The sequence below is a fragment of the Aedoeadaptatus nemausensis genome, assembly GCF_903819165.1.
GTDB classification, from domain to species: Bacteria; Bacillota; Clostridia; order Tissierellales; family Peptoniphilaceae; genus Aedoeadaptatus; species Aedoeadaptatus nemausensis.
The window spans coordinates 62,961-84,074 of sequence record NZ_CAIJCS010000022.1 but is presented as its reverse complement, the minus strand read 5'-3'; the positions used below and the strand labels follow the sequence as shown (position 1 = coordinate 84,074).

The window sequence follows — 21,114 nt, the reverse complement described above, 5'->3', positions numbered from 1 at the left end:
GATCCTCCTTATTTTAGGAATCCCTTATAGTGTCGCATCATTAATTGTTGTTCCAGTACTCTGGCCGTTTCCATAATAACCCCTACGACGATGATTAAGCTCGTACCGCCGAAACTGAAGTTCAGATTGGTGATCTTTTCCAAGATCGTCGGTAGGACGGAAAGAAAGGCTAATGCCATGGCGCCGGGGAAGACGAGGCGATTGACCACGCTTTGGAGGTAATCGGAAGTCTTTTTACCCGGGCGAATACCGGGGATAAATCCACCGTTTTGTTGTAAGTTTTTGGAGTATTCCACGGTGTTGAATTGAATCGCCGTGTAGAAGAAGGTGAAGAAGACAATCAAGATGATCATAAAGATACTGTAGATGAAAATCCCAATATCACCTGCCGGCGTAAACCATTTGGTCATGAATTTGGCCGCTTCAGAGTTCGGGCCTTGGAACATGACGATAATGGAAGGAATACTCATTATGGTTTGAGCGAAAATGATGGGCATAACGCCGCTCATTAATACTTTAATCGGAATATGGGTGCTTTGACCGCCATACATTTTACGTCCCACTACGCGCTTAGCGTATTGAACGGGAATCTTTCGTTGCCCTTCGTTAAGAGCGACGACTAAAACGACAATGCCGATGGCGAGGATGGCGAACACGGCTACCCATGCCCACGATACTCTGCCGATGCTGGCCAGGCGAATCGATGCCCAAATATCAGCGGGGAATCTGGCTACGATCCCTGCAAAGATGAGTAGAGAGATCCCGTTGCCTATTCCCTTTTCCGTAATAATCTCGCCGATCCAGATGAGGAAACTACTTCCCGCTACGACCGAGAGAATGATTACGAAATCTTGGAACAGGTTGCTTGTGTTCACGGCTCTACGATAGAAACCATAGGTATAACCGATGGCTTGTACCGCCGCGAGAACAACTGCTAGATACCTTGTATACTTCGCAATTTTTTTACGTCCCGTTTCCCCTTCTTTACTGAGTGCTTCTAAGCTTGGAATGGCTATCGTCAATAATTGAAGGACGATGGACGCCGTAATATAGGGATAAATGCTGGTCGCAAAAATGGAGAAGTGTCCAAAGTTACCACCGCTCATTAAATCCAGAAAGGAAAGTATACCACCTTCTTGTTGGCTGAAGATTTGTGCGATAGCCGCGCGGTCCATAAAAGGTACCGGAATGTGGCTACCGAAACGGAAAACAACCAACATCATCAAGGTGAAGAGAAGCTTTTTACGAATTTCCGGGATCTTCCAAGCATCTCTAAAGGTTTGGATCATCTAGATCACCTCAACCTTTCCCCCTGCCGCTTCGATTTTCTCAGCTGCCGATTTCGTGAAGTGTTCAGCTTTTACGTTAACGGAGACATTGATTTCACCGTTGCCGAGCACACGCAAGCCGTCGACGGCGTCAGCGCGCTTCACGATACCGCGATCTACGAGGGTATCTAAGGTAATATCGGATCCATTGTCAAATTGGTTAAGTGCTTCAACATTTACAATAGCGTATTGCTTTTTGAAAACATTGGTGAAGCCACGTTTCGGAAGACGACGGAAAAGAGGCATTTGTCCACCTTCAAAGCCGGGACGAACACCGCCGCCGCTGCGGGCTTTTTGGCCTTTATGACCGCGACCGGATGTTTTACCGGTGCCGGATGCAATACCGCGGCCGAGACGTTTCTTTGCCTTGACTCCTCCACCTTCATTAGGTCTTAAATCATGCAATTTCATTACGTCCACCTCCTTAGTCGACGATTTCGACCATGTAGTTTACAGCGTGGATCATGCCGCGAATTTGAGGAGTATCCTCTTTTTCAACGACTTGACCGATCTTTTTAAAACCCAGGGCCTTAATCGTACGTTTGTGCTTTTCAATCTTCCCGATGGGGCTTTTCTTGAGCTTAATTTTAATTGTACTCATTTCAATCCCCCTATCCTAAAATCTCTTCTACGCTTTTACCGCGTAGTTTTGCAACGCTCTCAGCCGTTTTGAGACCCGTTAAACCTTCCATGGTGGCGTTAACGGTGTTTCTCGGGTTGGGAGAACCGATGCTGTGAGTGTAAATATCTTTAATACCTGCAAGTTCGCACACGGCACGTACGCTACCGCCGGCGATTACACCGGTACCGGGACGAGCCGGTTTTAAGAATACGCGGCCGGCGCCGAAAACGCCGACGGTTTGGTGCGGAATGGTATTTCCTACAAGGTTGATGTCGACCATGTTTTTCTTAGCCGCTTGAATACCCTTGCGAATGGCTTCGGGAACTTCGAGGGCTTTACCGGTGCCGACACCGACTCTGCCGTTTCTATCGCCTACGACGACGAGGGCAGAGAAACGCATATTACGACCGCCCTTAACGGTCTTGGCAACACGGTTGATAGCTACTACTCTTTCTTCGAGTTCCGTGTCTCTATCTCTGGTATTGTTCTTGTTACGGTTCAAACTTTCCCTCCTTAGAACTTCAGTCCCGCTTCGCGAGCCGCTTCAGCAAGTGCTGCTACACGGCCGTGGTATACATAGCCTGCGCGGTCAAAGACGACGTCTTCAATGCCGTTAGCCTTAGCTTTTTCGCCGATAGCTTTGCCGACAGCTTTGGCCGCTTCTACGTTTTTAGTGCTCTCTAAACCTAAGGATTTATCTAAGGTGGATGCACTAGCTAATGTCTTACCATTAACATCGTCGATAAGTTGCGCATAAATGTGGTGCGCACTACGGTAGATGGCAAGACGAGGCTTGGATTCGGTTCCGTTAATCTTCTGTCTGACGCGAGTTTGTCTCGCTTTACGATTGCCTTGGCGATCAATTTTCTTAAACAAAACACTCCACTCCTTTCTTACTTACCGGTCTTACCGACTTTTCTACGAACATGTTCGCCGACGTAGCGAATACCCTTGCCTTTGTAGGGTTCGGGGGAACGGAAGCTGCGGATCTTGGCAGCGTAGGCGCCGACTTTTTGTTTGTCGATACCTCTAACCGTGATTTCTGTATTGCTCGGAACTTCGACTTCGATTCCTTCGGGATCTTCTAGTTCGATGGGGTGAGAGTGACCAAGGTTGAGATTTAATTTCTTAGCTTGTTTTTGTGCACGGTAACCCGTTCCGATGATTTCAAGTTTCTTTTCGTAACCGTTGACCACGCCTTCGATATTGTTGGCGATCAAGGTACGATAGAGACCGTGAAGCGCGCGAATGTCTTTGTTATCATTGGGGCGTGTCACGATGACTTGATTATCTTCAATGGCGATGTCGATAGCGGGATCGAATTCAGTTTGAAGACTGCCCTTCGGTCCTTTTACTTCTACGACATTGCCGTTAAGTTTAACTTCTACGCCGGAAGGGATATCGATTGGATTTTTTCCGATTCTGGACATCTTAACGCTCCTTCCTTACCAAACGTAGCAGAGTACTTCTCCGCCGATTTGCTCTTTACGTGCTTCGCGGTCTGTCATAATTCCCTTGGAAGTCGAAATTACAGCCACACCCAGGCCACCTAAAACTCTGGGAATCTCCGTGCTCTTTGCGTAAACGCGAAGGCCGGGTTTGGAAATACGTTTAATACCGCTGATTACTTTTTCATCATTGCTGCCGTATTTAAGTTCTACATTAATTTTGCCTTGAGGTCCTTCTTCAAGCACATCGTAGCTCTTAATATAGCCTTCCTCGAGAAGGATACGGGCGATTTCCGCCTTAATCTTGGAAGCGGGAATCTCAACAGATTTGTGTCTTGCATCGTTGCCGTTGCGGATTCTGCTCAGCATATCTGCAATAGGGTCTGTCATCATAGTCAATTCCTCCTTTCGGTTAGCCTTACCAGCTTGCCTTTCTTACGCCGGGGATTTGGCCTGCGTAAGCTAGTTTACGGAAACAAATTCTGCAAATGCCGTACTTTTGAAGCACTGCGTGAGGGCGTCCGCAAATACTACATCTGGTGTAGTTTCTGGAGCTGTATTTGTTTTTACGTTTTTGTTTTGCGACCATGGATTTCTTTGCCACAGTTTAACCCTCCTTCTTTGCAAAAGGCATGCCCATCTTCGCGAGGAAAGACTTTGCCTCTTCATCAGTTTCGGCAGTCGTTACGATGGTAATGTCCATGCCGCGTAACGTGTCGATCTTGTCATATTCGATTTCAGGGAAAATCAGTTGTTCCTTAAGACCGAGTGCGTAGTTGCCTCTGCCGTCAAAAGCTGTGCTCTTTACGCCGCGGAAGTCACGTACACGGGGAAGTGCTACGTTCATTAGTTTGTCTAAGAATTCGTACATTCTTCTGCCGCGAAGCGTAACTTTACAACCGATATTGGAACCTTCACGTAATTTAAAGTTCGCGATGGATTTGCGAGCCTTCGTTACGATGGGTTTTTGACCGGAGATCAAGGTTAAATCGTTAATAGCACTTTCAAGCGCTTTCGGATTGTCCTTTGCTTCTCCAAGCCCTATATTGATCACTACTTTTTCAAGACGGGGAATTTGCATGACATTCTCATACTTAAACTCGTCCATTAAAGCAGGTGCGACTTCGTTCGTGATTTTTTCATGTAATCTCGATGTCATCACAGGCCTCCTTATTTATCAGAAATGGTAGCACCGCTGGACTTGATGACACGTACCTTTTTGCCATTTTCAAAAGTATAACCGATGCGGCTTCTCTTGTTGGTCTTGGTGTCATAGTACATGACATTGGATACGTGAATCGGGGCTTCCGTTTTGGTGATGCCTCCCGGATTTTGCGGTCCTCTCGGTTTTTCGTGTTTGGTCACGATGTTCACACCTTCAACTACTACGCGATCTTGCTTCGGTAGGGTGCGAACAACCTTGCCCTTTTTACCTTTGTCCTTGCCGGAAATGACTTCGACGGTATCTCCTTTTTTGATGCGCATTCTATGCCACCTCCTTAAAGAACTTCCGGAGCGAGGGAGATAATTCTCATGAAGTTATCGCCTCTGAGCTCTCTGGTTACGGGCCCGAAAATACGGGTGCCTTGGGGATTCTTGTCTTCTTTGATAACAACGGCTGCGTTATCGTCGAACTTAATGTAAGTTCCGTCGGGACGACGAATGCCTTTTTTGGAGCGAACGATAACCGCTTTTACCACGGCGCCTTTTTTAACAACGCCACCGGGTGTTGCATGTTTGACAGAGCAAACGACGATGTCGCCGATATTGGCATAGCGACGATTGGTTCCGCCGAGAACTTTAATAACGCCAAGTTCTCTTGCGCCGGAGTTATCGGCAACTTTTAATCTACTTTCTTGTTGAATCATTCCGAGAACCTCCTTACTTCGCTTTTTCTACGATTTTGACGAGGCGGAATCTCTTGTCCTTGGAAAGGGGGCGGGTTTCCATTGCGCGAACGGTATCGCCGATACCCGCTTCATTGTTCTCGTCGTGCACCTTATATTTAGTGGTGTTTTTAAATCTCTTTTTATAGATAGGGTGAGTCTTGAAGGTCTCTACGGCTACGACAATCGTTTTGTCCATGGCATCGCTTACGACCTTACCGGAGATCACTTTACGTTGATTTCTTTCCATAAGTTACGCCTCCTTTTCCATGTTGAGCTCGCGCTCTCTTTGGATGGTTTTAACGCGCGCGATATCTTTTTTCACGCTCTTAATAGTGGACGGGTTGTCTAATTGTCCAGTAGCCAGTTGAAAGCGAAGGTTGAAAAGTTCGTTTTTCAACTCGGACACCTTTTTATTCAGTTCCTCACCGGATAAATTACGGATGTCTTTATTTTTCATTCGATTCGCCCTCACTTTCTTCATTGTTTCTGGTAATGAAGCGGGTCTTGATCGGCAATTTCATCGCTGCAAGACGCATTGCTTCTCTGGCGACTTCTTCATCGACGCCACCGAGTTCGAATAACACGCGACCCGGTTTTACAACTGCTACCCAGTATTCCGGAGAACCTTTACCGGAACCCATACGGGTTTCAGCAGGCTTTTCGGTTACCGGCTTGTCGGGGAATACTTTAATCCAGATATTACCACCACGGCGGATGTAACGTGTCATAGCACGACGGGCGGCCTCGATTTGATTGGAAGTGATCCAGGTCGGTTCCAATGCTTGGATGCCGTAATCACCGTAGGTTAAAGTGTTGCCTCTATGTGCTACACCCTTCATTCTCCCGCGATGTTGTCTCCGATATTTTACTCTTTTCGGCATTAACATAGTGCTGTCCTCCTCACTTACCGTCTGTCTTGGCCTTGGCCTTGAGCGTTACGGTTTCCTCCGCGGCGTCTGTTGTCAGAGCCACGACGTTTTCTGTCTCTGCGGTTTCTGCGACCTTGGGGTGCTTCGGGAAGGACTTCGCCCTTGTAGAGCCAAACCTTAACGCCGATTTTACCGTATGTCGTGTCGGCTTCTGCGAAACCGTAGTCGATGTCTGCACGAAGGGTTTGAAGGGGGATCGTACCTTCACTGTAGCCTTCACGACGCGCCATATCGGCACCGCCTAAACGGCCGGAACATTGGGTACGGATACCTTTTACGCCTAAGCGCATAACACGTTGAATGGTTTGTTTCATCGCACGACGGAACGCAATACGACGTTCGAGTTGAGCGGCGATGTTTTCTGCAATAAGAGTCGCATCCAAGTCGGGGTTTTTAATTTCATCGACATTGACGACGACGCTTTTGCCCGTCATTTTTTCGAGCTCGGCGCGAAGTTCTTCGACGCCTGCGCCGCCACGGCCGATAACCATGCCCGGTTTAGCCGTAGAGATGGAAACTTTTACCTTGTTGGCGGCACGTTCGATTTCGATACGGGAAATGCCTGCTTGGTATAAGTTCTTCTTAATATATTTACGAATATTGTTGTCTTCAACGAGGAGATCAGCAAAGTCTTTTTTGTCGGCATACCATTTGGAATCCCAATCTTTAATGATCCCTACACGAAGACCGTGCGGATTTACTTTTTGACCCATTCTTCTCCTCCTTTTATTCTCTTTCCGAAACGACCACGCCGATATGGCTGGAACGCTTCAAAATCGGATACGCCATACCCTTTGCTTTGGGGCGATAGCGTTTCATCGTCGGACCGTCGTTTGCATAAGCTTCCTTAACAATGAGATCGGCACGATCTAAGTTAAGATTGTTTTCAGCATTGGCGACGGCGGAGTGAAGAACTTTGTATAGTTCACGCGCACCGCGCTTGGGTGTAAACTTCAGTAACGCTAATGCTTCATCGACTTGCTTGCCGCGAATTTCCGCGCAGATGAAGTTAACCTTCAAAGGAGAAATGCGCACGTATTTTGCAATTGCTCTTGCTTCCATTCGTTACTCCTCCTTACATTCTCGTGGTTTTTTCGCCACCGCCGTGACCGCGGTAGGTTCTGGTCATAACAAACTCGCCGAGTTTATGGCCGACCATATCTTCAGTGATGTATACCGGTACATGTTTTCTACCGTCGTGAACTGCAATGGTATGGGATACCATTTCAGGGAAGATCGTCGAACGACGAGACCACGTTTTAATCACTTCTTGTTTGTTAGCTTCGTTGAGGGCATCAACTTTCTTAAGCAAATGTTCGTCTGCGAAAGGGCCCTTCTTAATGGATCTGGACATTAACTTCCTCCTCCCTTATTTCGTTCTGCGACGAACGATGTAACGATCGCTCATCTTGTTCTTCTTGCGAGTCTTCAAGCCGAGAGTTTTCTTGCCCCAAGGCGTCATCGGCGAGGGACGTCCGATCGGTGTACGACCTTCACCACCACCGTGGGGGTGATCGACGGGGTTCATTGCGGAACCACGTACGTGAGGACGGAAACCTAAGTGACGCTTCTTACCGGCCTTACCGAGGTTGATCAACTCGTGAGCGGAGTTGCCGACACTGCCGACAGTTGCGCGGCATTCGATGCTGACGCGTCTGTACTCGCCGGAGGGGAGACGTAATTGCGCCATCTTGCCTTCCTTAGCGGAAAGTTGAGCGCTGGTGCCTGCGGAACGTGCAAGCTGGCCACCCTTACCCGGTGTCATTTCGATATTGTGAATGGTGGTACCGACGGGAATGGCACGTAAGGGAAGTGCGTTACCGATTTTGATGTCGGCATCTTCGCCACTTTCTACCTTGTCGCCGACCTTAAGGCCCTTCGGAGCTAAGATGTAGCGTTTTTCACCATCCGCATAGTTTAATAATGCGATGTAAGCGGTACGGTTCGGATCGTATTCGATTTCCGCAACCTTTGCAGGTACGCCGTCTTTACGACGTTTGAAGTCGATGATTCTGTACTTTTTAGCTGCGCCACCGCCGCGATGACGGCTGGTGATGCGGCCGTGAGCGTTACGACCTGCGGATTTATTTAAACTTACGACCAGGCTTTTTTCCGGTCTGTTTCTCGTAATTTCTTCAAAACTGGCGACGGTCATGCCGCGGCGGCCGTTCGTCGTCGGTTTATATCTTTTGATCTCCATGAATTTCCCTCCTTAGGCTTATTGCATGCTGTCGAAGAATTCAATCGGTTCGGAACCGGGAGCCAGGGTCACGATAGCCTTTTTCCAGTCGGGACGTTTGCCGACGTTCATGCCTTGACGTTTAACCTTACCGGTCATGTTCATCGTGTTGACCTTTGCAACTTTTACAGAGAAGATCTCTTCGATGGCTTTTTTGATTTCCGATTTGTTGCTCTTCTTCGCCACTTCAAAGGTGTACTTGTCTTCTTCCATGTCCGCCATCGTCTTTTCAGTGATGATCGGGCGAATGATGATATCAAAGTTTTTCATTAGTTATACACCTCCACAAGTTTGTCCAATGCATCCTTTGTAAGGATCAGGGAGTCGTATTTCAAAATGTCGTATACATTTAAGGTGCCGACACTTAAAACTTTTACGTTCTTAAGGTTTCTGGCACTCAGTACTAAGTTCTTGTCGCTTTCGTCTGCGGTAACAAAGAGTGCTTTGTCCTTAGCGCCCATTGCGTTTAAGTGTTTTGCAAATGCGCTTGTCTTCGGAGCGTCTAAAGCAAACTTGTCTACGACGATTAATTCTTCCTCTTGAACCTTGGAGGTTAAGACGGATTTCATTGCTAAGCGACGAACCTTTTTCGGTGTCGTGTAGCGATAGCTTCTCGGCTTTGCCGCAAAGACGATACCGCCGCCACGCCATTGGGGAGAACGGATGGAACCTTGTCTTGCACGACCAGTACCTTTTTGTCTCCAGGGTTTTCTTCCGCCACCGCGAACCTCTGCGCGAGTTTTAGCGGACTGTGTGCCTTGTCGTCTGTTAGCTAAGATGTTCTTAACTACTAAGTAGACGACGTGTTCGTTGATCTCTACATTGAAAATATCGTCTGCAAGCTCGATCGTATCGACCGACTTACCTTCGATATCTACCATTTGGAACTTCGTCATAACTCTTGTCCTCCTCTCGCTTATTTACTGTTCTTCACAGTGGCACGGACGCGAACGAGTCCGTTCTTCGGTCCGGGAACGGCGCCCTTTACTAAAAGGAAATTATTTTCTGCATCGACGCGGACGATCTCGAGGTTTTGAACGGTTACACGTTCATTACCCATGCGACCCATCATGCGGTGGCCCTTCCATACGCGACCGGGGAAGGATGCAGCACCCATACCACCGGGCATTCTGTGGAACTTGGAACCGTGGGTTTCGCGACCGCGACCGAAGTTGTGGCGTTTAATAAGGCCTGCAGTTCCTTTACCTTTGCTGGTGCCGGTTACATCGACCTTGTCGCCCGCTTCGAAGACGTCGACTTTGATCTCGTCGCCGACATTGTAATCTTCGCCGTCAGCTAAGGGGAATTCCCGAAGGACTTTCTTATAAGCCACGCCTGCTTTGTCGTAGTGGCCTTTCAACGGTTTGTTGACGCGTTTTTCTTTTACGGCGCCGGTCGCTACTTGAATCGCGTCGTATCCGTCGATTTCAACGGTTTTGCGTTGAACGACGACTTGCGGTTCTACAGCGATGACCGTAACGGGAACTTGAGTTCCTTCTTCGGTAAAGATTTGGGTCATGCCGACCTTTTTACCTAATGCATATTTCATAAAATACCTCCATTACAGCGGATTGCTCAGCAATCATATAGTCCGACAGCTTACAGTTTTATCTCGATATCTACGCCTGCGGGCAGATTGAGTTTCATTAAAGAATCCACCGTCTTTTGGTTCGGGTTCATGATGTCGATAAGACGCTTGTGCGTTCTTTGTTCGAATTGTTCCCGGCTGTCCTTATGTTTGTGTACGGAACGAAGAATGGTGATGATTTCTTTTTCCGTGGGAAGGGGTACCGGACCCGATACATCAGCGCCACTGGCCTTTGTCGCTTCGACAATTCTTTGAGCGGAGCTGTCCAAGAGCTCGTGGTCATAAGCTTTCAAACGAATTCTGATTTTTTGTTTTACATTTGCAGACATTAAGTCCCTCCTATTGCATTTTCCTCAAATTAAGGGAAAGAACGCCGATCAACCGATCCGGGTGTTTTCTGCACCCCATAAAAAATATGGGCGTTCCGTCGCCCAATTCCAGATTGGACATTACTAAACAATAATTCCCTTTTCCGCAAGCCTCCGATGCGAACACATCTTTGCGCCTGTTTCAAAGCCACCTATTGTGTCAACGCATGTCTTACGCATACCAAAGTATTATAACTTAAAAAATACCTAAAATCAAGAGAACTTCGCCGTTTCTCGAAGAAAAACTCTTAATTTTTTTAAAGTCTTCATTCCGGCGATCTCTCGTAGGCAACTTTTATACCATAACAAATCTTTTGTCAGCTTACAAGTCTTTTATCGATTTGTTTTCTATTTCTTCGTGCTTTTATGATGGCCCATCGAATCTTGACTCAATACAAATGCCCTCTTTCAAGATTTGAAAGAGAGCATCCTGTATAGATATGAAGCTTTATTTTAAAGTTCGATGTCCAATTCTTTCCCCATCATGGTTTTTAGGGATACAGTTGCATTGTCGATCGTGTAGATTTCAAACACATCGTCATCTTCTGTATAGCCCGCTTTTTTCAACATAGGCAGAGCTTCCAGCGCCGCTTTTTTAGAATCTTTCGACGTAATAAACTTGGCTTCTCCCTTTAAACGAAGGGTGTTCATTTTGCCATCTATTGCGCAGAGTTCGATTTTCGGATGCTCACACATTTGCTTGTACATGTCCTTGCGTTTGTCGGTATAGAAGGCGAGTTTACCTTCATAGTCCATGACAAATCCGATGGGACGTACGCGACCGCCCTCTCCGTCGGTGGTGGCGGCGTAAAATACTTTGGCATTTTGCAAAAATTCCAATACTTTCATCATTCACTCTTCCTTCCTTATGAATGTACCTCTTTACCCTACTCGCGAACTTCAATTTACATGTACCCTAATATAGATAGAAAAGACGCACCAGCTATTAAAAAGCCAGTGCGTCTGGGGTTTATTTATTTAAAGTGTAATCTTCTCCGTCGTAATCTACGTTTACATTGTCGCCGTCCATAATCGTTCCCGCAATAAGGGCACGGGAAAGTTTAGTTTCGATATGGTTTTGAATATAGCGCTTGACAGGCCTTGCACCGTATTGAACGGTGTAGGCTTCTTCGAGAATTTGATCTTTCGCTTTATCCGTTAAGACGATGGTGATGTTGCGTTCTTCCAAGCGTGTAGAAATTTCCGCGACGGATACGTCGATGATGCGCTTAATTTCATCTTTTTGCAAGGGGGTGAAGAGCACGATTTCGTCCACGCGGTTTAAAAATTCCGGGCGGAAGTGTGCTTTCAATTGATCGGACACATCTTCCCGGGCCTCTTCGGTAATGGTGCCGTCACTTTCCATGCCTTCGATCAAGTCCTGAGACCCTATATTGGAAGTCATAATGATGACGGTATTTTTAAAGTCCACGGTGCGGCCTTGATTATCGGTTAAGCGGCCGTCGTCCAATACTTGCAATAAGATATTAAACACGTCCGGGTGCGCTTTTTCGATTTCGTCGAAGAGGATGACGGAATAGGGTTTTCTTCTGACGGCCTCTGTAAGCTGACCGCCTTCGTCATATCCTACATATCCCGGAGGGGAGCCTACGAGGCGAGACACGCTGTGTTTTTCCATATACTCGCTCATGTCGATGCGAACCATGTTCCGCTCGTCGTCGAAAAGTGCTTCGGTTAAGGCCTTGGCCGTTTCCGTCTTCCCGACGCCGGTGGGGCCTAAGAATATAAAGCTTCCGATGGGGCGGTTTTCCGCCTTAAGGCCTGCTCTTGCGCGAAGCACGGCATCGGATACGGCTTGCGTCGCCTCGTCTTGTCCGATGACGCGTTCCTTCAAGATTTCGTCTAAGTGGAGAAGTTTTTCCCTTTCCGTTTCGGCGAGCTTCGTCACGGGAATGCCCGTCCATTTGCTCACGACAGCGGCGATTTCTTCTTCGCTGACTTCTTCTTTTATAAGCTTTCCTTCGCCTTTTTCCTTCTCTTGTTCTCGCTTAAGTTTTTCTTCGAGCTCGGGAAGTTTGCCGTATTTCAAAGCGGAAAGTTTTTCCAGATCGTATTTTCTCTCGGCCTCTTCGATTTCGTGACGTACACGATCGATGGCTTCTTTTAAGTTCTTTTCCCCTTCGAGCTCCTTCTTTTCCGATTCCCATCGGGCGATAAGAGCGTCGTAATGGGCCTTTTCCTCGGCCAATTCTCCTTCCAGAATTTCGAGACGTTTTTTCGACGCCTCGTCGGTTTCTTTCTTAAGCGCTTCCCGTTCGATTTCAAGTTGAAGGATGCTCCGTCTGATTTCGTCGATTTCCGTCGGCATGGATTCAATCTCCGTACGCACCATGGCGCAGGCTTCGTCCATTAGGTCGATGGCCTTATCCGGCAGGAAGCGATCGGTAATGTAGCGATCACTTAATACTGCCGATTGGATGACGGCGCCGTCGGAAATGCGAATACCGTGATAGATTTCGTATTTTTCCTTTAAGCCCCTTAAAATGGAAATCGTATCTTCCACTGTAGGCTCATCTACTTGTACTTTTTGGAAGCGACGTTCCAATGCCGGGTCTTTTTCGATGTATTTACGATACTCATCGAGGGTGGTGGCGCCGATGGTACGCAGTTCCCCTCTCGCGAGCATGGGCTTTAAGAGATTGCCCGCATCCATTGCCCCTTCGCTCTTTCCGGCGCCGACAATGTTGTGAAGCTCGTCGATAAACATAATGATCTCGCCGTCGGAGCTTTTGACTTCGTTTAAGACCGCTTTTAATCGCTCTTCAAATTCGCCGCGGTATTTGGCACCTGCGATGAGCGCGCCCATATCTAAGGAAAAGACGGTTTTATTTTTAAGTCCGTCGGGCACATCTCCCGCAATGATTCGTTGAGCCAATCCTTCGACAATGGCGGTTTTACCGACGCCGGGCTCGCCGATTAAGACGGGGTTATTCTTCGTGCGGCGGCTCAAAATGCGAATCACGTGGCGCACTTCGCCGTCGCGGCCGATGACCGGGTCCATTTTCCCCGCCGCCGCATCGGCGGTCAGGTCTCTGCCGTATTTTGTAAGGGCTTCGTAGGTGTCTTCCGGATTGTCGCTGGTAACTTTTTGATTGCCGCGTATTTCTTTCAGAGCGCCCATAAAACTCTTCTCGTCGATATTAAATTCTTTTAATATACGCTTATTGTTGACCCCGTCCCCTTTGATCATGGCTAGATAGAGGTGTTCGACGCTTACATAACTGTCGCCGAGGCGCTTCGCCTCTTTGAGGGCATCGGTTAAGACGCCGTTCATTGCCGAGGACATTCTCGGATCCGCTCCCGTTTGGCGGGAGAGACGGTTAATTTCACGATCTACGGCGTTTTCTACATCCCGAGGATCGATTTCCATATAATTCAGTACTTTGGGAATAAGCCCCTCATTATCCGATAAAAGGGCTTTGTTTAAGTGGAGCACGTCCACTTCCGGATTTCCGTATTCTTGTGCCAATCGTTGAGCCATTTCTAAAGCGGCCATGCTTTTTTGAGTAAATTGATCGATTTTCATAGGCACTCCTTTCTTTTTAAACCTGATTTATTTTTTATTAGTGTTTGTATTTTTCGCCCATGGCCTTGTATTGCGCCTCTTCTTCGACGCTCAAAGACGTAGGATTAATAATATTAAATTGAATGTAGGCATCGCCTTCATGTTTTTTTAGATCTTTAAAGCCTTTTTTAGCTAAGCGCAGCTTGGAGCCGCCCTTCGTTTTTTCCGGTACCTTGACGCGGAGCTTTCCGACGGGAAGTTCCACCTCGACGCGGTCGCCGAAATAAGCTTCCCAGGGATAGATGTCCTTTTGAACGGTAAGGTCCAGCCCGTCCATAGTCGTTCCCTTCGGAAGATTAATGTGAATCTTAAAGAGAATATCTCCGTCCACACCGAATTTATCCCCTCGCACTTTGACCTTCTTGCCTTCCGTAATACCGGCGGGCACTTTTACGAGCACATCTACCGGTTGATTATTGACGGTTAAGCTCACATTTCGATTGACGCCTTTGTAGGCATCTTCAAGAGAAATGGTGAGATCGGTATTGTATTGGGTGCGCGCAGCGCGACCGCCGCCGCTTGCTCCACCTCCGCTGAAACCGCCGAAAATATCGGACATATTGAAGCCTCCGGATCTCCTCTTGCTTCTTCCGCCGGCACTCGATGCGCCGCCGCCGAAAAACATTTCGAAGAAATCACTGAAGTCTCCTCCGCCGCCCGTCGTATAGGTGTAGCCATATTGAGACGGATCGAAGTTCATGCCGCCTGTAAAGTTTCCGCTGCTTCCGAATGTATCGTAGGTCTTCCGTTTTTCCGGATCGGAAAGAACTTCGTAGGCCTCGTTTATTTCTTTAAATTTTTCATGAGCCTTCTTATCGTCCGGGTGTAGGTCCGGGTGATATTGCTTCGCTAATTTTCGATAGGCTTTTTTTATCGTTTTATCGTCGGCATCTTTATCGACGCCCAACACTTTATAGTAATCTTTATATTCCATACATCACCTCAACCTGTTGACTTTCTTTGACCTTACTTTTATTATACCAGCTCAGCTATGAATTGCAAGCTTTTTCTGACTATCTTTGACTACCAATTTTATTTTTAATTAGACGCAAAAAAAAGCCCGCTGACGCAGGCTCGTTTTTTAGAAGCGTTCCACGTGTCGAACGAAAGCGTCGACGAAGTTTTGTAAAAACTCCTTCGTGTCCTCCACCATTTCGCCCTTCTCGTCGAAGAGGTCCGCCACGCCGGCGAGGTAAACCTCGGGCTGTTGAAGAGGAATTAAATCGGTAAAGATGAAGTTTTGACGCAGTGCCATATTTCCTTCCATACCGCCTGACGTTCCGATGGAGGCACTTGCCACGGCCGCAGGCTTTCCGCCCCATTTGCTTTCGCCATAGGGTCGACTGCCTACGTCGATGGCATTTTTTATTGCCGGGGGTACGGAGCGATTGTATTCCGGCGTGAAGAAAATAAAGCCATCCGACTCCTCTACCTGTTTTCTGAAGGGCGCGTAACTTGCGGGCTCCATGCCGGGCGCTTCGAAATCTTCATTATATAGGGGAAGATCGCCGATTTCGATAAAATCTACATCGTAAGCTTCGGGGAACATTCCCTTAACTACTTGGGCTACCTTGCGATTCCAGGATTCCTTCCTTAAGGACCCTACGATTAAACCTATTTTCTTCATTTATTTCATCCTTTCAGCTAGTATTCTATTTCTATCAAATATATAGCCGAAAAAATAAGTTCTAAACACTAACGGTCCACGTAGCGTTTCAAATCCCGCTCGATATCCCGCTTTTTAATAGTCTCCCGCTTGTCGTGAAGTTTTTTACCTTTCGCCTCGGCGATGGAAATTTTTACTTTCCCGCGACTTAAATAGGCGCTCAAAGGTACGATGGTATAGCCTTCCTGATCCCGGGCTTTTTGAAGTCTCAAAATCTCCCGCTTGTGCATTAAAAGCTTGCGCTTGCGAAGGGGATCGGTATTGAAGCGATTCCCCTGCTCGTAAGGAGAAATATGCATGCCCTCGATGAAGATCTCGCCATTCTCAATGGAGCAGTAAGCTTCTTTAAGGTTCACGCTACCTTGGCGCATACTCTTTACTTCCGTCCCCTTTAAGGCGATGCCCGCCTCATAGGTTTCCTCAATAAAGTACTCGTGGCGTGCCTTGCGATTGGTGGCCAATGTGCCGGGATTTGTCTTTTTATTTTTCGCCATGGTCCTCATCACCTTCCATTTGAAAATCGATACGGCCCAATATGGGATCGGCACCTACGACGACGATGCGCACGGGATCGCCCATGTGAATGGTTTTCTGAGTCCTTTCGCCGATAGCCACATAGTTTTCCTCGTCGAATCGGTAAAAATCATCCATGGAGGCGTAGCCTACAAGGCCTTCCACCGTATTTTCCAGTTCGCAGAAAATACCGAAGGAGGTAATCCCCGATACCTTGGCGTCGAAATGTTCGCCTATATGATCGTACATATACTGTGCCATCTTCACGTCCACTACCTTGCGCTCCGCTTCTTGCGCAGCTTTTTCCGTGGCGGAAATATGTTCGGCAATATCGCCGAAAGTAGCCTTGTATTCGTCGATTAAGTGCTGATTCAATTCGTGGTTAAGATCTTCTTTAATGACGCGGTGAATGGTAAGGTCGGCGTAGCGGCGAATGGGCGAGGTAAAGTGAGAATAATATTCCGCTGCGAGACCGAAGTGCATATAGCGCTCGTCACTGTAGCGGGCCTTTTGCATACTGCGCAGCACCATGGTCTGCACTAAGCTCTCCTCGTCTTTTCCCTCTACTTTGCTCGTCAGTTCCTGAATATCCTTCGGCGTAATATCTTTCGTAAGATCCAGGTGATAGCCGAATGGACGGATGACGGAGTTTAAAAGCTCCAATTTTTCCGCCGTAGGTTCCTCGTGGACCCGATAGAGGAAAGGGAGCTTCTTTTTCGAGTACTCTTCGCTTACCAGTTCATTGGCGAGGAGCATAAATTCCTCGATCAACTGATTGGCTTCCCGCTGATCGGACAGGGTGATCTTAATCGGATGTCCCTTATCGTCCAGTTCGATATAAGGTTCTTTAAAGGAAAAGTCGATATTGCCGCGACGGTCACGCATCTTCTTGCGGTTCTTGGCGATAGTATTTAGGATCGTAAGTTCTTCTGTCAAATCCTTTAGGGAGTCGTCCACACGAAGGCCCTCTAAAAAGTCGCTTACATCGGTGTAGACCAATCGCCGGTCACTATTGATCACCGTCTCCATAATGCTGTGGCCGTATACCTTCCCCTTGTCGTCCAATTCCACAACGACGCTTAAGCAGAGGCGGTCCACCCCTTCGTTCAGAGAGCAAATGCCGTTTGAAAGTTCTTTGGGAAGCATGGGGAGCACTTCATTGATTAAGTAGACACTGTTGCCTCGATGATAGGCCTCTTCGTCTAAGGCGCTTCCCGCCTTTACATATTCCGCCACATCGGCGATGTGAATGCCGATTTGATAATGGCCGTTGGGAAGCTCTTCCACCGAAAGGGCGTCGTCGAAGTCTTTACTGTCGGCGCCGTCGATGGTAAAGGTGGTGGCGGAGCGGAAATCTTCCCGCTTTTGGGCGGCTTCCTTACTTACTTCCCGAGGCACGCGCCTAGCCTCGTCGAGAACTTCTTTCGGAAATTCCAGATCCAGACCCATGGCGTAGGCGATGCTTAAAATATCCACGCCTTTTTCGTCGGGATAGCCCAAAACTTCTACAATTTTACCCTCGGCTTTTTTTTCGTCGGAGGGGAATCGCTCGATGTCCACGACGACCTTCTGTCCGGATTTTGCGCCGTTTTTCCAACGGCTGGGGATAAAGATATCTTCTGATATCTTTTTTTCATCGGGCATGACGAAGCCGAATTTCCCCGCATCGTCGTAAACGCCGACGACGCGCTCGTTGCTTCTGTCTAAAACCGTAACGACGCGGCCCTCTTCCCCTTTCGAAGGATCCTTCGGCTCTATTTCTTTTACAAGCACGCGGTCGTTGTGCATGGCGGAATTGATCTTGGTGCGGTGAATGTAAAGATCGTCCTGTTCCTCGTCGTCGGCGACGAAAAAACCGAAGCCCTTCTCATTCCCCTGCAGGCGACCTACCATAAGCCCCTCTTTTTCGCTGGAATGGTAGCGACTTTCCTCGTCGCGATAAAGACTCCCATCTCTTACCATTTCCTTCAAAAGCGTCTTCATTTCCTTTTGTAAATTCGGATTGACTTGAAGCGCCTTGAAAAGAGTGCGCTCGGAAAGGGGGCCCTCCTTTTCAATTGTTTCTAACACACGTTCGCGTATGGTCATGCGACCTCCTTCATGTTTTTAAAGTTTACTTCCGTATCCGGTCTTGGAGAATAAATTGGATTCGTAGCTGTACATATTTTCTCCGCGCTCGCCGGCACGAACTTCACCATATTCGATGACTCTGTCGAGAAGTTCACCGAATGAAATTCCAAGCGGCTCCCAGAGATAGAAACCCATGGAGCCCGGTAAGGTGTTGATCTCATTGACAACTGTACCCGATTCGGTAACGAGAAAATCAATTCGGGCAGTGCCACAGGCATCGATGGCGGTAAAAGCTTTCTTCGCTAATTCTTCAATTTCCTTCTTCAGGCTGTCCTCTACATCGGCCGGGCAGTTACGGGCATTGCCCTCTTTGGAGCCGCCGGTTTTTTTATTGCCACTTACATATTTGTCTTCAAAGCTTAAGAGATCTTTCCAGCCAAGGGGTTCTTCTAAAGCGGATGTGATCACGTCCCCTGCATAGCCTAAGACCGCGCAGTTAATTTCACGGGGGTTTTCCGCCGCCTCTTCCACTAAGATCTTGCGATCGTATTGGCAGGCGAGATCCATGGCTTCATCTAATTCGGAAGCGTCCTTTACTTTGCTGATGCCGATGGAAGATCCTAAGTTGACGGGCTTTACAAAGACGGGATAGCCTATTTTTTCGATGGCGGCCCGCACTCTGTCCTTGTCCTCTTGCCACTCTCTGCGGTAAAAAGCTTCCCCGTTCATAACGGGAATGCCGTGGGAACGGAACACATCTTTCATAATCTTCTTATCCATACCTACGGCGGCGGATAAAGTGGAACAGCCGATATAGGGAATGTTCAGCGTGTCGAAATAGCCTTGAATGGAGCCGTCTTCGCCGAAGGTGCCGTGAAGAGCCGTAAAGACCATGTCCACATCGGCATAAACCGCTTCTCTTTCTCCGCCTTTAGAGAAGAGACCGCCTTTTTCTTCCACTTTATGGTAAAGCTTGCGGTCGTTAATGTCCGCTTTGAAATAGACATCGTAGGTGCCGGAAAAGTCGCTGGATTTAAAGGTTTTAAAGTTCTTTAAACTTTCTCCCCCTAAAAAACGTCCGTCTTTCGTCACATAGACCGGCACGGCATCGTATTTCGTTTTATCTAAATTTTCGATGACTTGCATACCGGTAATAACACTTACCTCGTGTTCCACACTTCGTCCGCCGAAAAATACAGCTATTGTTTTCATTCTAAATCCTCCCAGATCATTAGTCGTTGTTTATTTTAACATAATCTTTTCCATATGGCTTGCGCTTATACGGCAAAGAAAGGAGCGAACCTGCCGTTCGCTCCCTCCTTTTAATCTTCATCATAACTGTCCGGCAGATCGTTTTCGAAAAGAACCACGTCCCCGGGAACGGCTATCCGTCCTAAAGACGCTGTAGCTTCATCCAAGTTTTTGGCGACGATCATTTTGTCGGATGCAAAGCCCGCTTCCAGTAAGCCCTTTTGAATGGGCTCCGTACGCTTGGGCCCGACGAGAATCGCATAGTCCACGACCTTCGACATCTCCTTGCCGAATTTATAATTCTCCTCTTCTTCCATATCGCCGAGCTCTACCATTCCCGGCGTAACGATTATTTTCTTGCCCGTTTCGAAAGCGGCCAGTACATCGAGGGCCGCCCGCGCTCCTACGGGATTGGAGTTAAAGGCGTCGTCGATGACGATAATACCCGTGCCTCCGTCGACGATGTTTAAGCGATGCTCCACAGGCTCTACTTTGCCGATGCCTCGCGCTACAGCTTCGGGCTCCATGCCGAGAACATAGGCTACCGAAGCGGCGGCCAGGAGATTGGAAATATTGTGCTTTCCGAGAAGTTTCGTCTCGGCGCGCACTTCCCCTCCCTCTTTAAAGCCGAGGGTAAAGGAACTTCCTCGCTCGTGAACGGCGATGTCCTTGGCGTAGACATCGAGCTTATCAATATTCTCCATACCGTAGCGAATAGTGCGTTGTTTCGTCTTGTCCGCTAAGGGTTTGACATAATCGTTGTCGTAGTTAAATATGGCCACATCCTTTTCAGCCAATGCTTCGATCAATTCATATTTCGTCTTCTGAATGTTTTCGATGGTCTTGAAAAGATGCATGTGGGTGGGACCGATGGCGGTAATAATGCCGATGGAGGGTTGCACGAGCTCCGCCACTTCCGCAATTTCTCCCGGCACTTTGGCGCCCAGCTCCGCCAGGAAGATTTCGTCCTTGTCGTCCAGTTCATTGTTGATGACTTTGGAAAGTCCCATGGGCGTATTATAAGACGAGGGCGTGTTTTGTACGCGGAAGCCCTCTTCTAAAACCGTGGAGGTTATAAATTTCGTCGAAGTCTTGCCGAAGCTCCCGGTAATACCCACGACCTGCAGGCCCTGTTCTTTTAATTCGCGAACTTTCTTCTGTGCCGCATCATAAAATCCCTGATTAATCTTCATTTCTCTCGGATAATTAATCCGATTGGCATAAATCAAGATCAAGTATTGATAAAAATGAACGAGGGCACATAAAACGGCGAAGACGACGATGGAAATATAGGGCGACATGCCGTATAAGGCTACGGAAAGAATAAAAATCAGTCCGAGCAAAAGACCGTTTAATTGGCGATGGACCTTGAACAGACGCTTCGCCCGATCGGTCATGACCAGGGGCGTCTTCTGCGATGTGGTTTGATAGCGGAAACTCTTGATCTTATCTCCGTTTGCCCTAAGCCACGCTCTGTATTCACTCTCCTCATAGCCCTCTAATTGAAGCATATGGAGAGGGTACAGTGCCCGCTGATTGAAAAGTTTATACAGCGCCACACTGAGTAAACCGTAAATAATGACATAAACCCAAAAGGAAATGCTTTGATCCATAATC

General features: G+C 47.8%; 30 protein-coding genes. All 30 read right to left on the bottom strand.

The window, feature by feature from the left end; all coding sequences use genetic code 11:
* Nucleotides 1-8: 8 nt before the first annotated feature.
* Complete coding sequence (gene secY, locus PEPTYR26121_RS06970) at nt 9-1,289, bottom strand: preprotein translocase subunit SecY (protein ID WP_180500538.1); 1,281 nt, start codon at nt 1,287-1,289, stop codon at nt 9-11.
* A complete protein-coding gene (gene rplO, locus PEPTYR26121_RS06965) occupies nt 1,290-1,739 on the bottom strand; it encodes a 50S ribosomal protein L15 (protein WP_180500537.1) in 450 nt (149 codons plus the stop codon).
* A 13-nt stretch (nt 1,740-1,752) separates the two neighbouring features.
* Nucleotides 1,753-1,929, bottom strand: a complete 177-nt coding sequence (rpmD, locus tag PEPTYR26121_RS06960; protein WP_180500535.1) for a 50S ribosomal protein L30 — start codon at nt 1,927-1,929, stop codon at nt 1,753-1,755.
* 10 nt (nt 1,930-1,939) lie between these two features.
* Nucleotides 1,940-2,452: a 30S ribosomal protein S5 gene (rpsE, locus tag PEPTYR26121_RS06955; RefSeq protein WP_180500533.1), complete on the bottom strand. Its 513-nt coding sequence runs from the start codon at nt 2,450-2,452 to the stop codon at nt 1,940-1,942.
* Between the two features lie 11 nt (nt 2,453-2,463).
* Nucleotides 2,464-2,826, bottom strand: coding sequence for a 50S ribosomal protein L18 (gene rplR / locus PEPTYR26121_RS06950; protein ID WP_180500532.1), 363 nt, complete (start codon nt 2,824-2,826; stop codon nt 2,464-2,466).
* A 17-nt stretch (nt 2,827-2,843) separates the two neighbouring features.
* A complete protein-coding gene (rplF, locus tag PEPTYR26121_RS06945; protein WP_180500530.1) occupies nt 2,844-3,380 on the bottom strand; it encodes a 50S ribosomal protein L6 in 537 nt (178 codons plus the stop codon).
* A gap of 15 nt (nt 3,381-3,395) precedes the next feature.
* A complete protein-coding gene (rpsH, locus tag PEPTYR26121_RS06940; protein WP_180500528.1) occupies nt 3,396-3,791 on the bottom strand; it encodes a 30S ribosomal protein S8 in 396 nt (131 codons plus the stop codon).
* A 25-nt stretch (nt 3,792-3,816) separates the two neighbouring features.
* Nucleotides 3,817-4,002 (bottom strand): type Z 30S ribosomal protein S14, encoded by a 186-nt coding sequence (locus PEPTYR26121_RS06935; protein ID WP_068368903.1) that lies wholly within the window; start codon nt 4,000-4,002, stop codon nt 3,817-3,819.
* Nucleotides 4,003-4,005: 3 nt separating this feature from the next.
* Complete coding sequence (rplE, locus tag PEPTYR26121_RS06930) at nt 4,006-4,557, bottom strand: 50S ribosomal protein L5 (RefSeq protein ID WP_180500526.1); 552 nt, start codon at nt 4,555-4,557, stop codon at nt 4,006-4,008.
* Nucleotides 4,558-4,568: 11 nt separating this feature from the next.
* Nucleotides 4,569-4,883, bottom strand: coding sequence for a 50S ribosomal protein L24 (rplX, locus tag PEPTYR26121_RS06925; RefSeq protein ID WP_180500524.1), 315 nt, complete (start codon nt 4,881-4,883; stop codon nt 4,569-4,571).
* A gap of 14 nt (nt 4,884-4,897) precedes the next feature.
* Nucleotides 4,898-5,266, bottom strand: coding sequence for a 50S ribosomal protein L14 (gene rplN, locus PEPTYR26121_RS06920; RefSeq protein WP_180500522.1), 369 nt, complete (start codon nt 5,264-5,266; stop codon nt 4,898-4,900).
* Between the two features lie 13 nt (nt 5,267-5,279).
* The gene (gene rpsQ / locus PEPTYR26121_RS06915) at nt 5,280-5,534 is read right to left on the bottom strand and encodes a 30S ribosomal protein S17 (RefSeq protein WP_068368913.1); all 255 of its coding nucleotides are present in this window, start codon (nt 5,532-5,534) and stop codon (nt 5,280-5,282) included.
* A gap of 3 nt (nt 5,535-5,537) precedes the next feature.
* Nucleotides 5,538-5,744: a 50S ribosomal protein L29 gene (gene rpmC / locus PEPTYR26121_RS06910; protein ID WP_180500520.1), complete on the bottom strand. Its 207-nt coding sequence runs from the start codon at nt 5,742-5,744 to the stop codon at nt 5,538-5,540.
* Nucleotides 5,734-6,174, bottom strand: a complete 441-nt coding sequence (gene rplP / locus PEPTYR26121_RS06905; RefSeq protein ID WP_180500518.1) for a 50S ribosomal protein L16 — start codon at nt 6,172-6,174, stop codon at nt 5,734-5,736. Before rplP ends, rpmC begins: the two co-directional genes overlap by 11 nt.
* Before the next feature lie 17 nt (nt 6,175-6,191).
* Nucleotides 6,192-6,929, bottom strand: a complete 738-nt coding sequence (gene rpsC, locus PEPTYR26121_RS06900; RefSeq protein ID WP_180500516.1) for a 30S ribosomal protein S3 — start codon at nt 6,927-6,929, stop codon at nt 6,192-6,194.
* A gap of 13 nt (nt 6,930-6,942) precedes the next feature.
* Nucleotides 6,943-7,278 (bottom strand): 50S ribosomal protein L22, encoded by a 336-nt coding sequence (gene rplV, locus PEPTYR26121_RS06895; RefSeq protein WP_180500515.1) that lies wholly within the window; start codon nt 7,276-7,278, stop codon nt 6,943-6,945.
* Between the two features lie 13 nt (nt 7,279-7,291).
* On the bottom strand, nt 7,292-7,570 hold the full coding sequence (gene rpsS / locus PEPTYR26121_RS06890; RefSeq protein ID WP_180500513.1) for a 30S ribosomal protein S19: 279 nt from the start codon (nt 7,568-7,570) through the stop codon (nt 7,292-7,294).
* Nucleotides 7,571-7,585: 15 nt separating this feature from the next.
* The gene (gene rplB / locus PEPTYR26121_RS06885; RefSeq protein ID WP_180500511.1) at nt 7,586-8,416 is read right to left on the bottom strand and encodes a 50S ribosomal protein L2; all 831 of its coding nucleotides are present in this window, start codon (nt 8,414-8,416) and stop codon (nt 7,586-7,588) included.
* An 18-nt stretch (nt 8,417-8,434) separates the two neighbouring features.
* A complete protein-coding gene (gene rplW, locus PEPTYR26121_RS06880) occupies nt 8,435-8,725 on the bottom strand; it encodes a 50S ribosomal protein L23 (protein ID WP_180500510.1) in 291 nt (96 codons plus the stop codon).
* Nucleotides 8,725-9,351: a 50S ribosomal protein L4 gene (rplD, locus tag PEPTYR26121_RS06875; RefSeq protein WP_180500508.1), complete on the bottom strand. Its 627-nt coding sequence runs from the start codon at nt 9,349-9,351 to the stop codon at nt 8,725-8,727. Before rplD ends, rplW begins: the two co-directional genes overlap by 1 nt.
* 20 nt (nt 9,352-9,371) lie before the next feature.
* Entirely contained in the window at nt 9,372-10,004 is a 633-nt protein-coding gene (gene rplC, locus PEPTYR26121_RS06870; protein WP_180500506.1) for a 50S ribosomal protein L3, read from the bottom strand.
* 50 nt (nt 10,005-10,054) lie between these two features.
* Nucleotides 10,055-10,372, bottom strand: a complete 318-nt coding sequence (gene rpsJ, locus PEPTYR26121_RS06865) for a 30S ribosomal protein S10 (RefSeq protein ID WP_068368942.1) — start codon at nt 10,370-10,372, stop codon at nt 10,055-10,057.
* 492 nt (nt 10,373-10,864) lie between these two features.
* Complete coding sequence (locus tag PEPTYR26121_RS06860) at nt 10,865-11,263, bottom strand: pyridoxamine 5'-phosphate oxidase family protein (protein ID WP_218956338.1); 399 nt, start codon at nt 11,261-11,263, stop codon at nt 10,865-10,867.
* A gap of 118 nt (nt 11,264-11,381) precedes the next feature.
* Nucleotides 11,382-13,958, bottom strand: coding sequence for an ATP-dependent chaperone ClpB (clpB, locus tag PEPTYR26121_RS06855; RefSeq protein WP_180500505.1), 2,577 nt, complete (start codon nt 13,956-13,958; stop codon nt 11,382-11,384).
* 37 nt (nt 13,959-13,995) lie between these two features.
* Entirely contained in the window at nt 13,996-14,931 is a 936-nt protein-coding gene (locus PEPTYR26121_RS06850; RefSeq protein WP_180500503.1) for a DnaJ domain-containing protein, read from the bottom strand.
* Between the two features lie 147 nt (nt 14,932-15,078).
* Nucleotides 15,079-15,624 (bottom strand): NADPH-dependent FMN reductase, encoded by a 546-nt coding sequence (locus PEPTYR26121_RS06845; RefSeq protein WP_180500502.1) that lies wholly within the window; start codon nt 15,622-15,624, stop codon nt 15,079-15,081.
* A 68-nt stretch (nt 15,625-15,692) separates the two neighbouring features.
* A complete protein-coding gene (gene smpB / locus PEPTYR26121_RS06840) occupies nt 15,693-16,157 on the bottom strand; it encodes an SsrA-binding protein SmpB (protein ID WP_180500500.1) in 465 nt (154 codons plus the stop codon).
* A complete protein-coding gene (gene rnr / locus PEPTYR26121_RS06835; protein WP_180500498.1) occupies nt 16,144-18,264 on the bottom strand; it encodes a ribonuclease R in 2,121 nt (706 codons plus the stop codon). The genes smpB and rnr overlap by 14 nt, the downstream gene beginning before the upstream one ends.
* A gap of 18 nt (nt 18,265-18,282) precedes the next feature.
* Nucleotides 18,283-19,458, bottom strand: coding sequence for a D-alanine--D-alanine ligase family protein (locus PEPTYR26121_RS06830; protein ID WP_180500496.1), 1,176 nt, complete (start codon nt 19,456-19,458; stop codon nt 18,283-18,285).
* A gap of 110 nt (nt 19,459-19,568) precedes the next feature.
* Nucleotides 19,569-21,110 (bottom strand): UDP-N-acetylmuramoyl-tripeptide--D-alanyl-D-alanine ligase, encoded by a 1,542-nt coding sequence (locus PEPTYR26121_RS06825; RefSeq protein WP_180500494.1) that lies wholly within the window; start codon nt 21,108-21,110, stop codon nt 19,569-19,571.
* Nucleotides 21,111-21,114: the final 4 nt, after the last annotated feature.

Coding starts and splice junctions, on each gene's coding strand:
- secY (WP_180500538.1), bottom strand. CDS start 1,289: ATGATCCAAACCTTTAGAGATGCTTGGAAGATCCCGGAAATTCGTAAA.
- rplO (WP_180500537.1), bottom strand. CDS start 1,739: ATGAAATTGCATGATTTAAGACCTAATGAAGGTGGAGGAGTCAAGGCA.
- rpmD (WP_180500535.1), bottom strand. CDS start 1,929: ATGAGTACAATTAAAATTAAGCTCAAGAAAAGCCCCATCGGGAAGATT.
- rplF (WP_180500530.1), bottom strand. CDS start 3,380: ATGTCCAGAATCGGAAAAAATCCAATCGATATCCCTTCCGGCGTAGAA.
- rpsH (WP_180500528.1), bottom strand. CDS start 3,791: ATGATGACAGACCCTATTGCAGATATGCTGAGCAGAATCCGCAACGGC.
- rplE (WP_180500526.1), bottom strand. CDS start 4,557: ATGACATCGAGATTACATGAAAAAATCACGAACGAAGTCGCACCTGCT.
- rplX (WP_180500524.1), bottom strand. CDS start 4,883: ATGCGCATCAAAAAAGGAGATACCGTCGAAGTCATTTCCGGCAAGGAC.
- rplN (WP_180500522.1), bottom strand. CDS start 5,266: ATGATTCAACAAGAAAGTAGATTAAAAGTTGCCGATAACTCCGGCGCA.
- rpsQ (WP_068368913.1), bottom strand. CDS start 5,534: ATGGAAAGAAATCAACGTAAAGTGATCTCCGGTAAGGTCGTAAGCGAT.
- rpmC (WP_180500520.1), bottom strand. CDS start 5,744: ATGAAAAATAAAGACATCCGTAATTTATCCGGTGAGGAACTGAATAAA.
- rplP (WP_180500518.1), bottom strand. CDS start 6,174: ATGTTAATGCCGAAAAGAGTAAAATATCGGAGACAACATCGCGGGAGA.
- rpsC (WP_180500516.1), bottom strand. CDS start 6,929: ATGGGTCAAAAAGTAAATCCGCACGGTCTTCGTGTAGGGATCATTAAA.
- rplV (WP_180500515.1), bottom strand. CDS start 7,278: ATGGAAGCAAGAGCAATTGCAAAATACGTGCGCATTTCTCCTTTGAAG.
- rpsS (WP_180500513.1), bottom strand. CDS start 7,570: ATGTCCAGATCCATTAAGAAGGGCCCTTTCGCAGACGAACATTTGCTT.
- rplB (WP_180500511.1), bottom strand. CDS start 8,416: ATGGAGATCAAAAGATATAAACCGACGACGAACGGCCGCCGCGGCATG.
- rplW (WP_180500510.1), bottom strand. CDS start 8,725: ATGAAAAACTTTGATATCATCATTCGCCCGATCATCACTGAAAAGACG.
- rplD (WP_180500508.1), bottom strand. CDS start 9,351: ATGACGAAGTTCCAAATGGTAGATATCGAAGGTAAGTCGGTCGATACG.
- rplC (WP_180500506.1), bottom strand. CDS start 10,004: ATGAAATATGCATTAGGTAAAAAGGTCGGCATGACCCAAATCTTTACC.
- rpsJ (WP_068368942.1), bottom strand. CDS start 10,372: ATGTCTGCAAATGTAAAACAAAAAATCAGAATTCGTTTGAAAGCTTAT.
- PEPTYR26121_RS06860 (WP_218956338.1), bottom strand. CDS start 11,263: ATGATGAAAGTATTGGAATTTTTGCAAAATGCCAAAGTATTTTACGCC.
- clpB (WP_180500505.1), bottom strand. CDS start 13,958: ATGAAAATCGATCAATTTACTCAAAAAAGCATGGCCGCTTTAGAAATG.
- PEPTYR26121_RS06850 (WP_180500503.1), bottom strand. CDS start 14,931: ATGGAATATAAAGATTACTATAAAGTGTTGGGCGTCGATAAAGATGCC.
- PEPTYR26121_RS06845 (WP_180500502.1), bottom strand. CDS start 15,624: ATGAAGAAAATAGGTTTAATCGTAGGGTCCTTAAGGAAGGAATCCTGG.
- smpB (WP_180500500.1), bottom strand. CDS start 16,157: ATGGCGAAAAATAAAAAGACAAATCCCGGCACATTGGCCACCAATCGC.
- rnr (WP_180500498.1), bottom strand. CDS start 18,264: ATGACCATACGCGAACGTGTGTTAGAAACAATTGAAAAGGAGGGCCCC.
- PEPTYR26121_RS06830 (WP_180500496.1), bottom strand. CDS start 19,458: ATGAAAACAATAGCTGTATTTTTCGGCGGACGAAGTGTGGAACACGAG.
- PEPTYR26121_RS06825 (WP_180500494.1), bottom strand. CDS start 21,110: ATGGATCAAAGCATTTCCTTTTGGGTTTATGTCATTATTTACGGTTTA.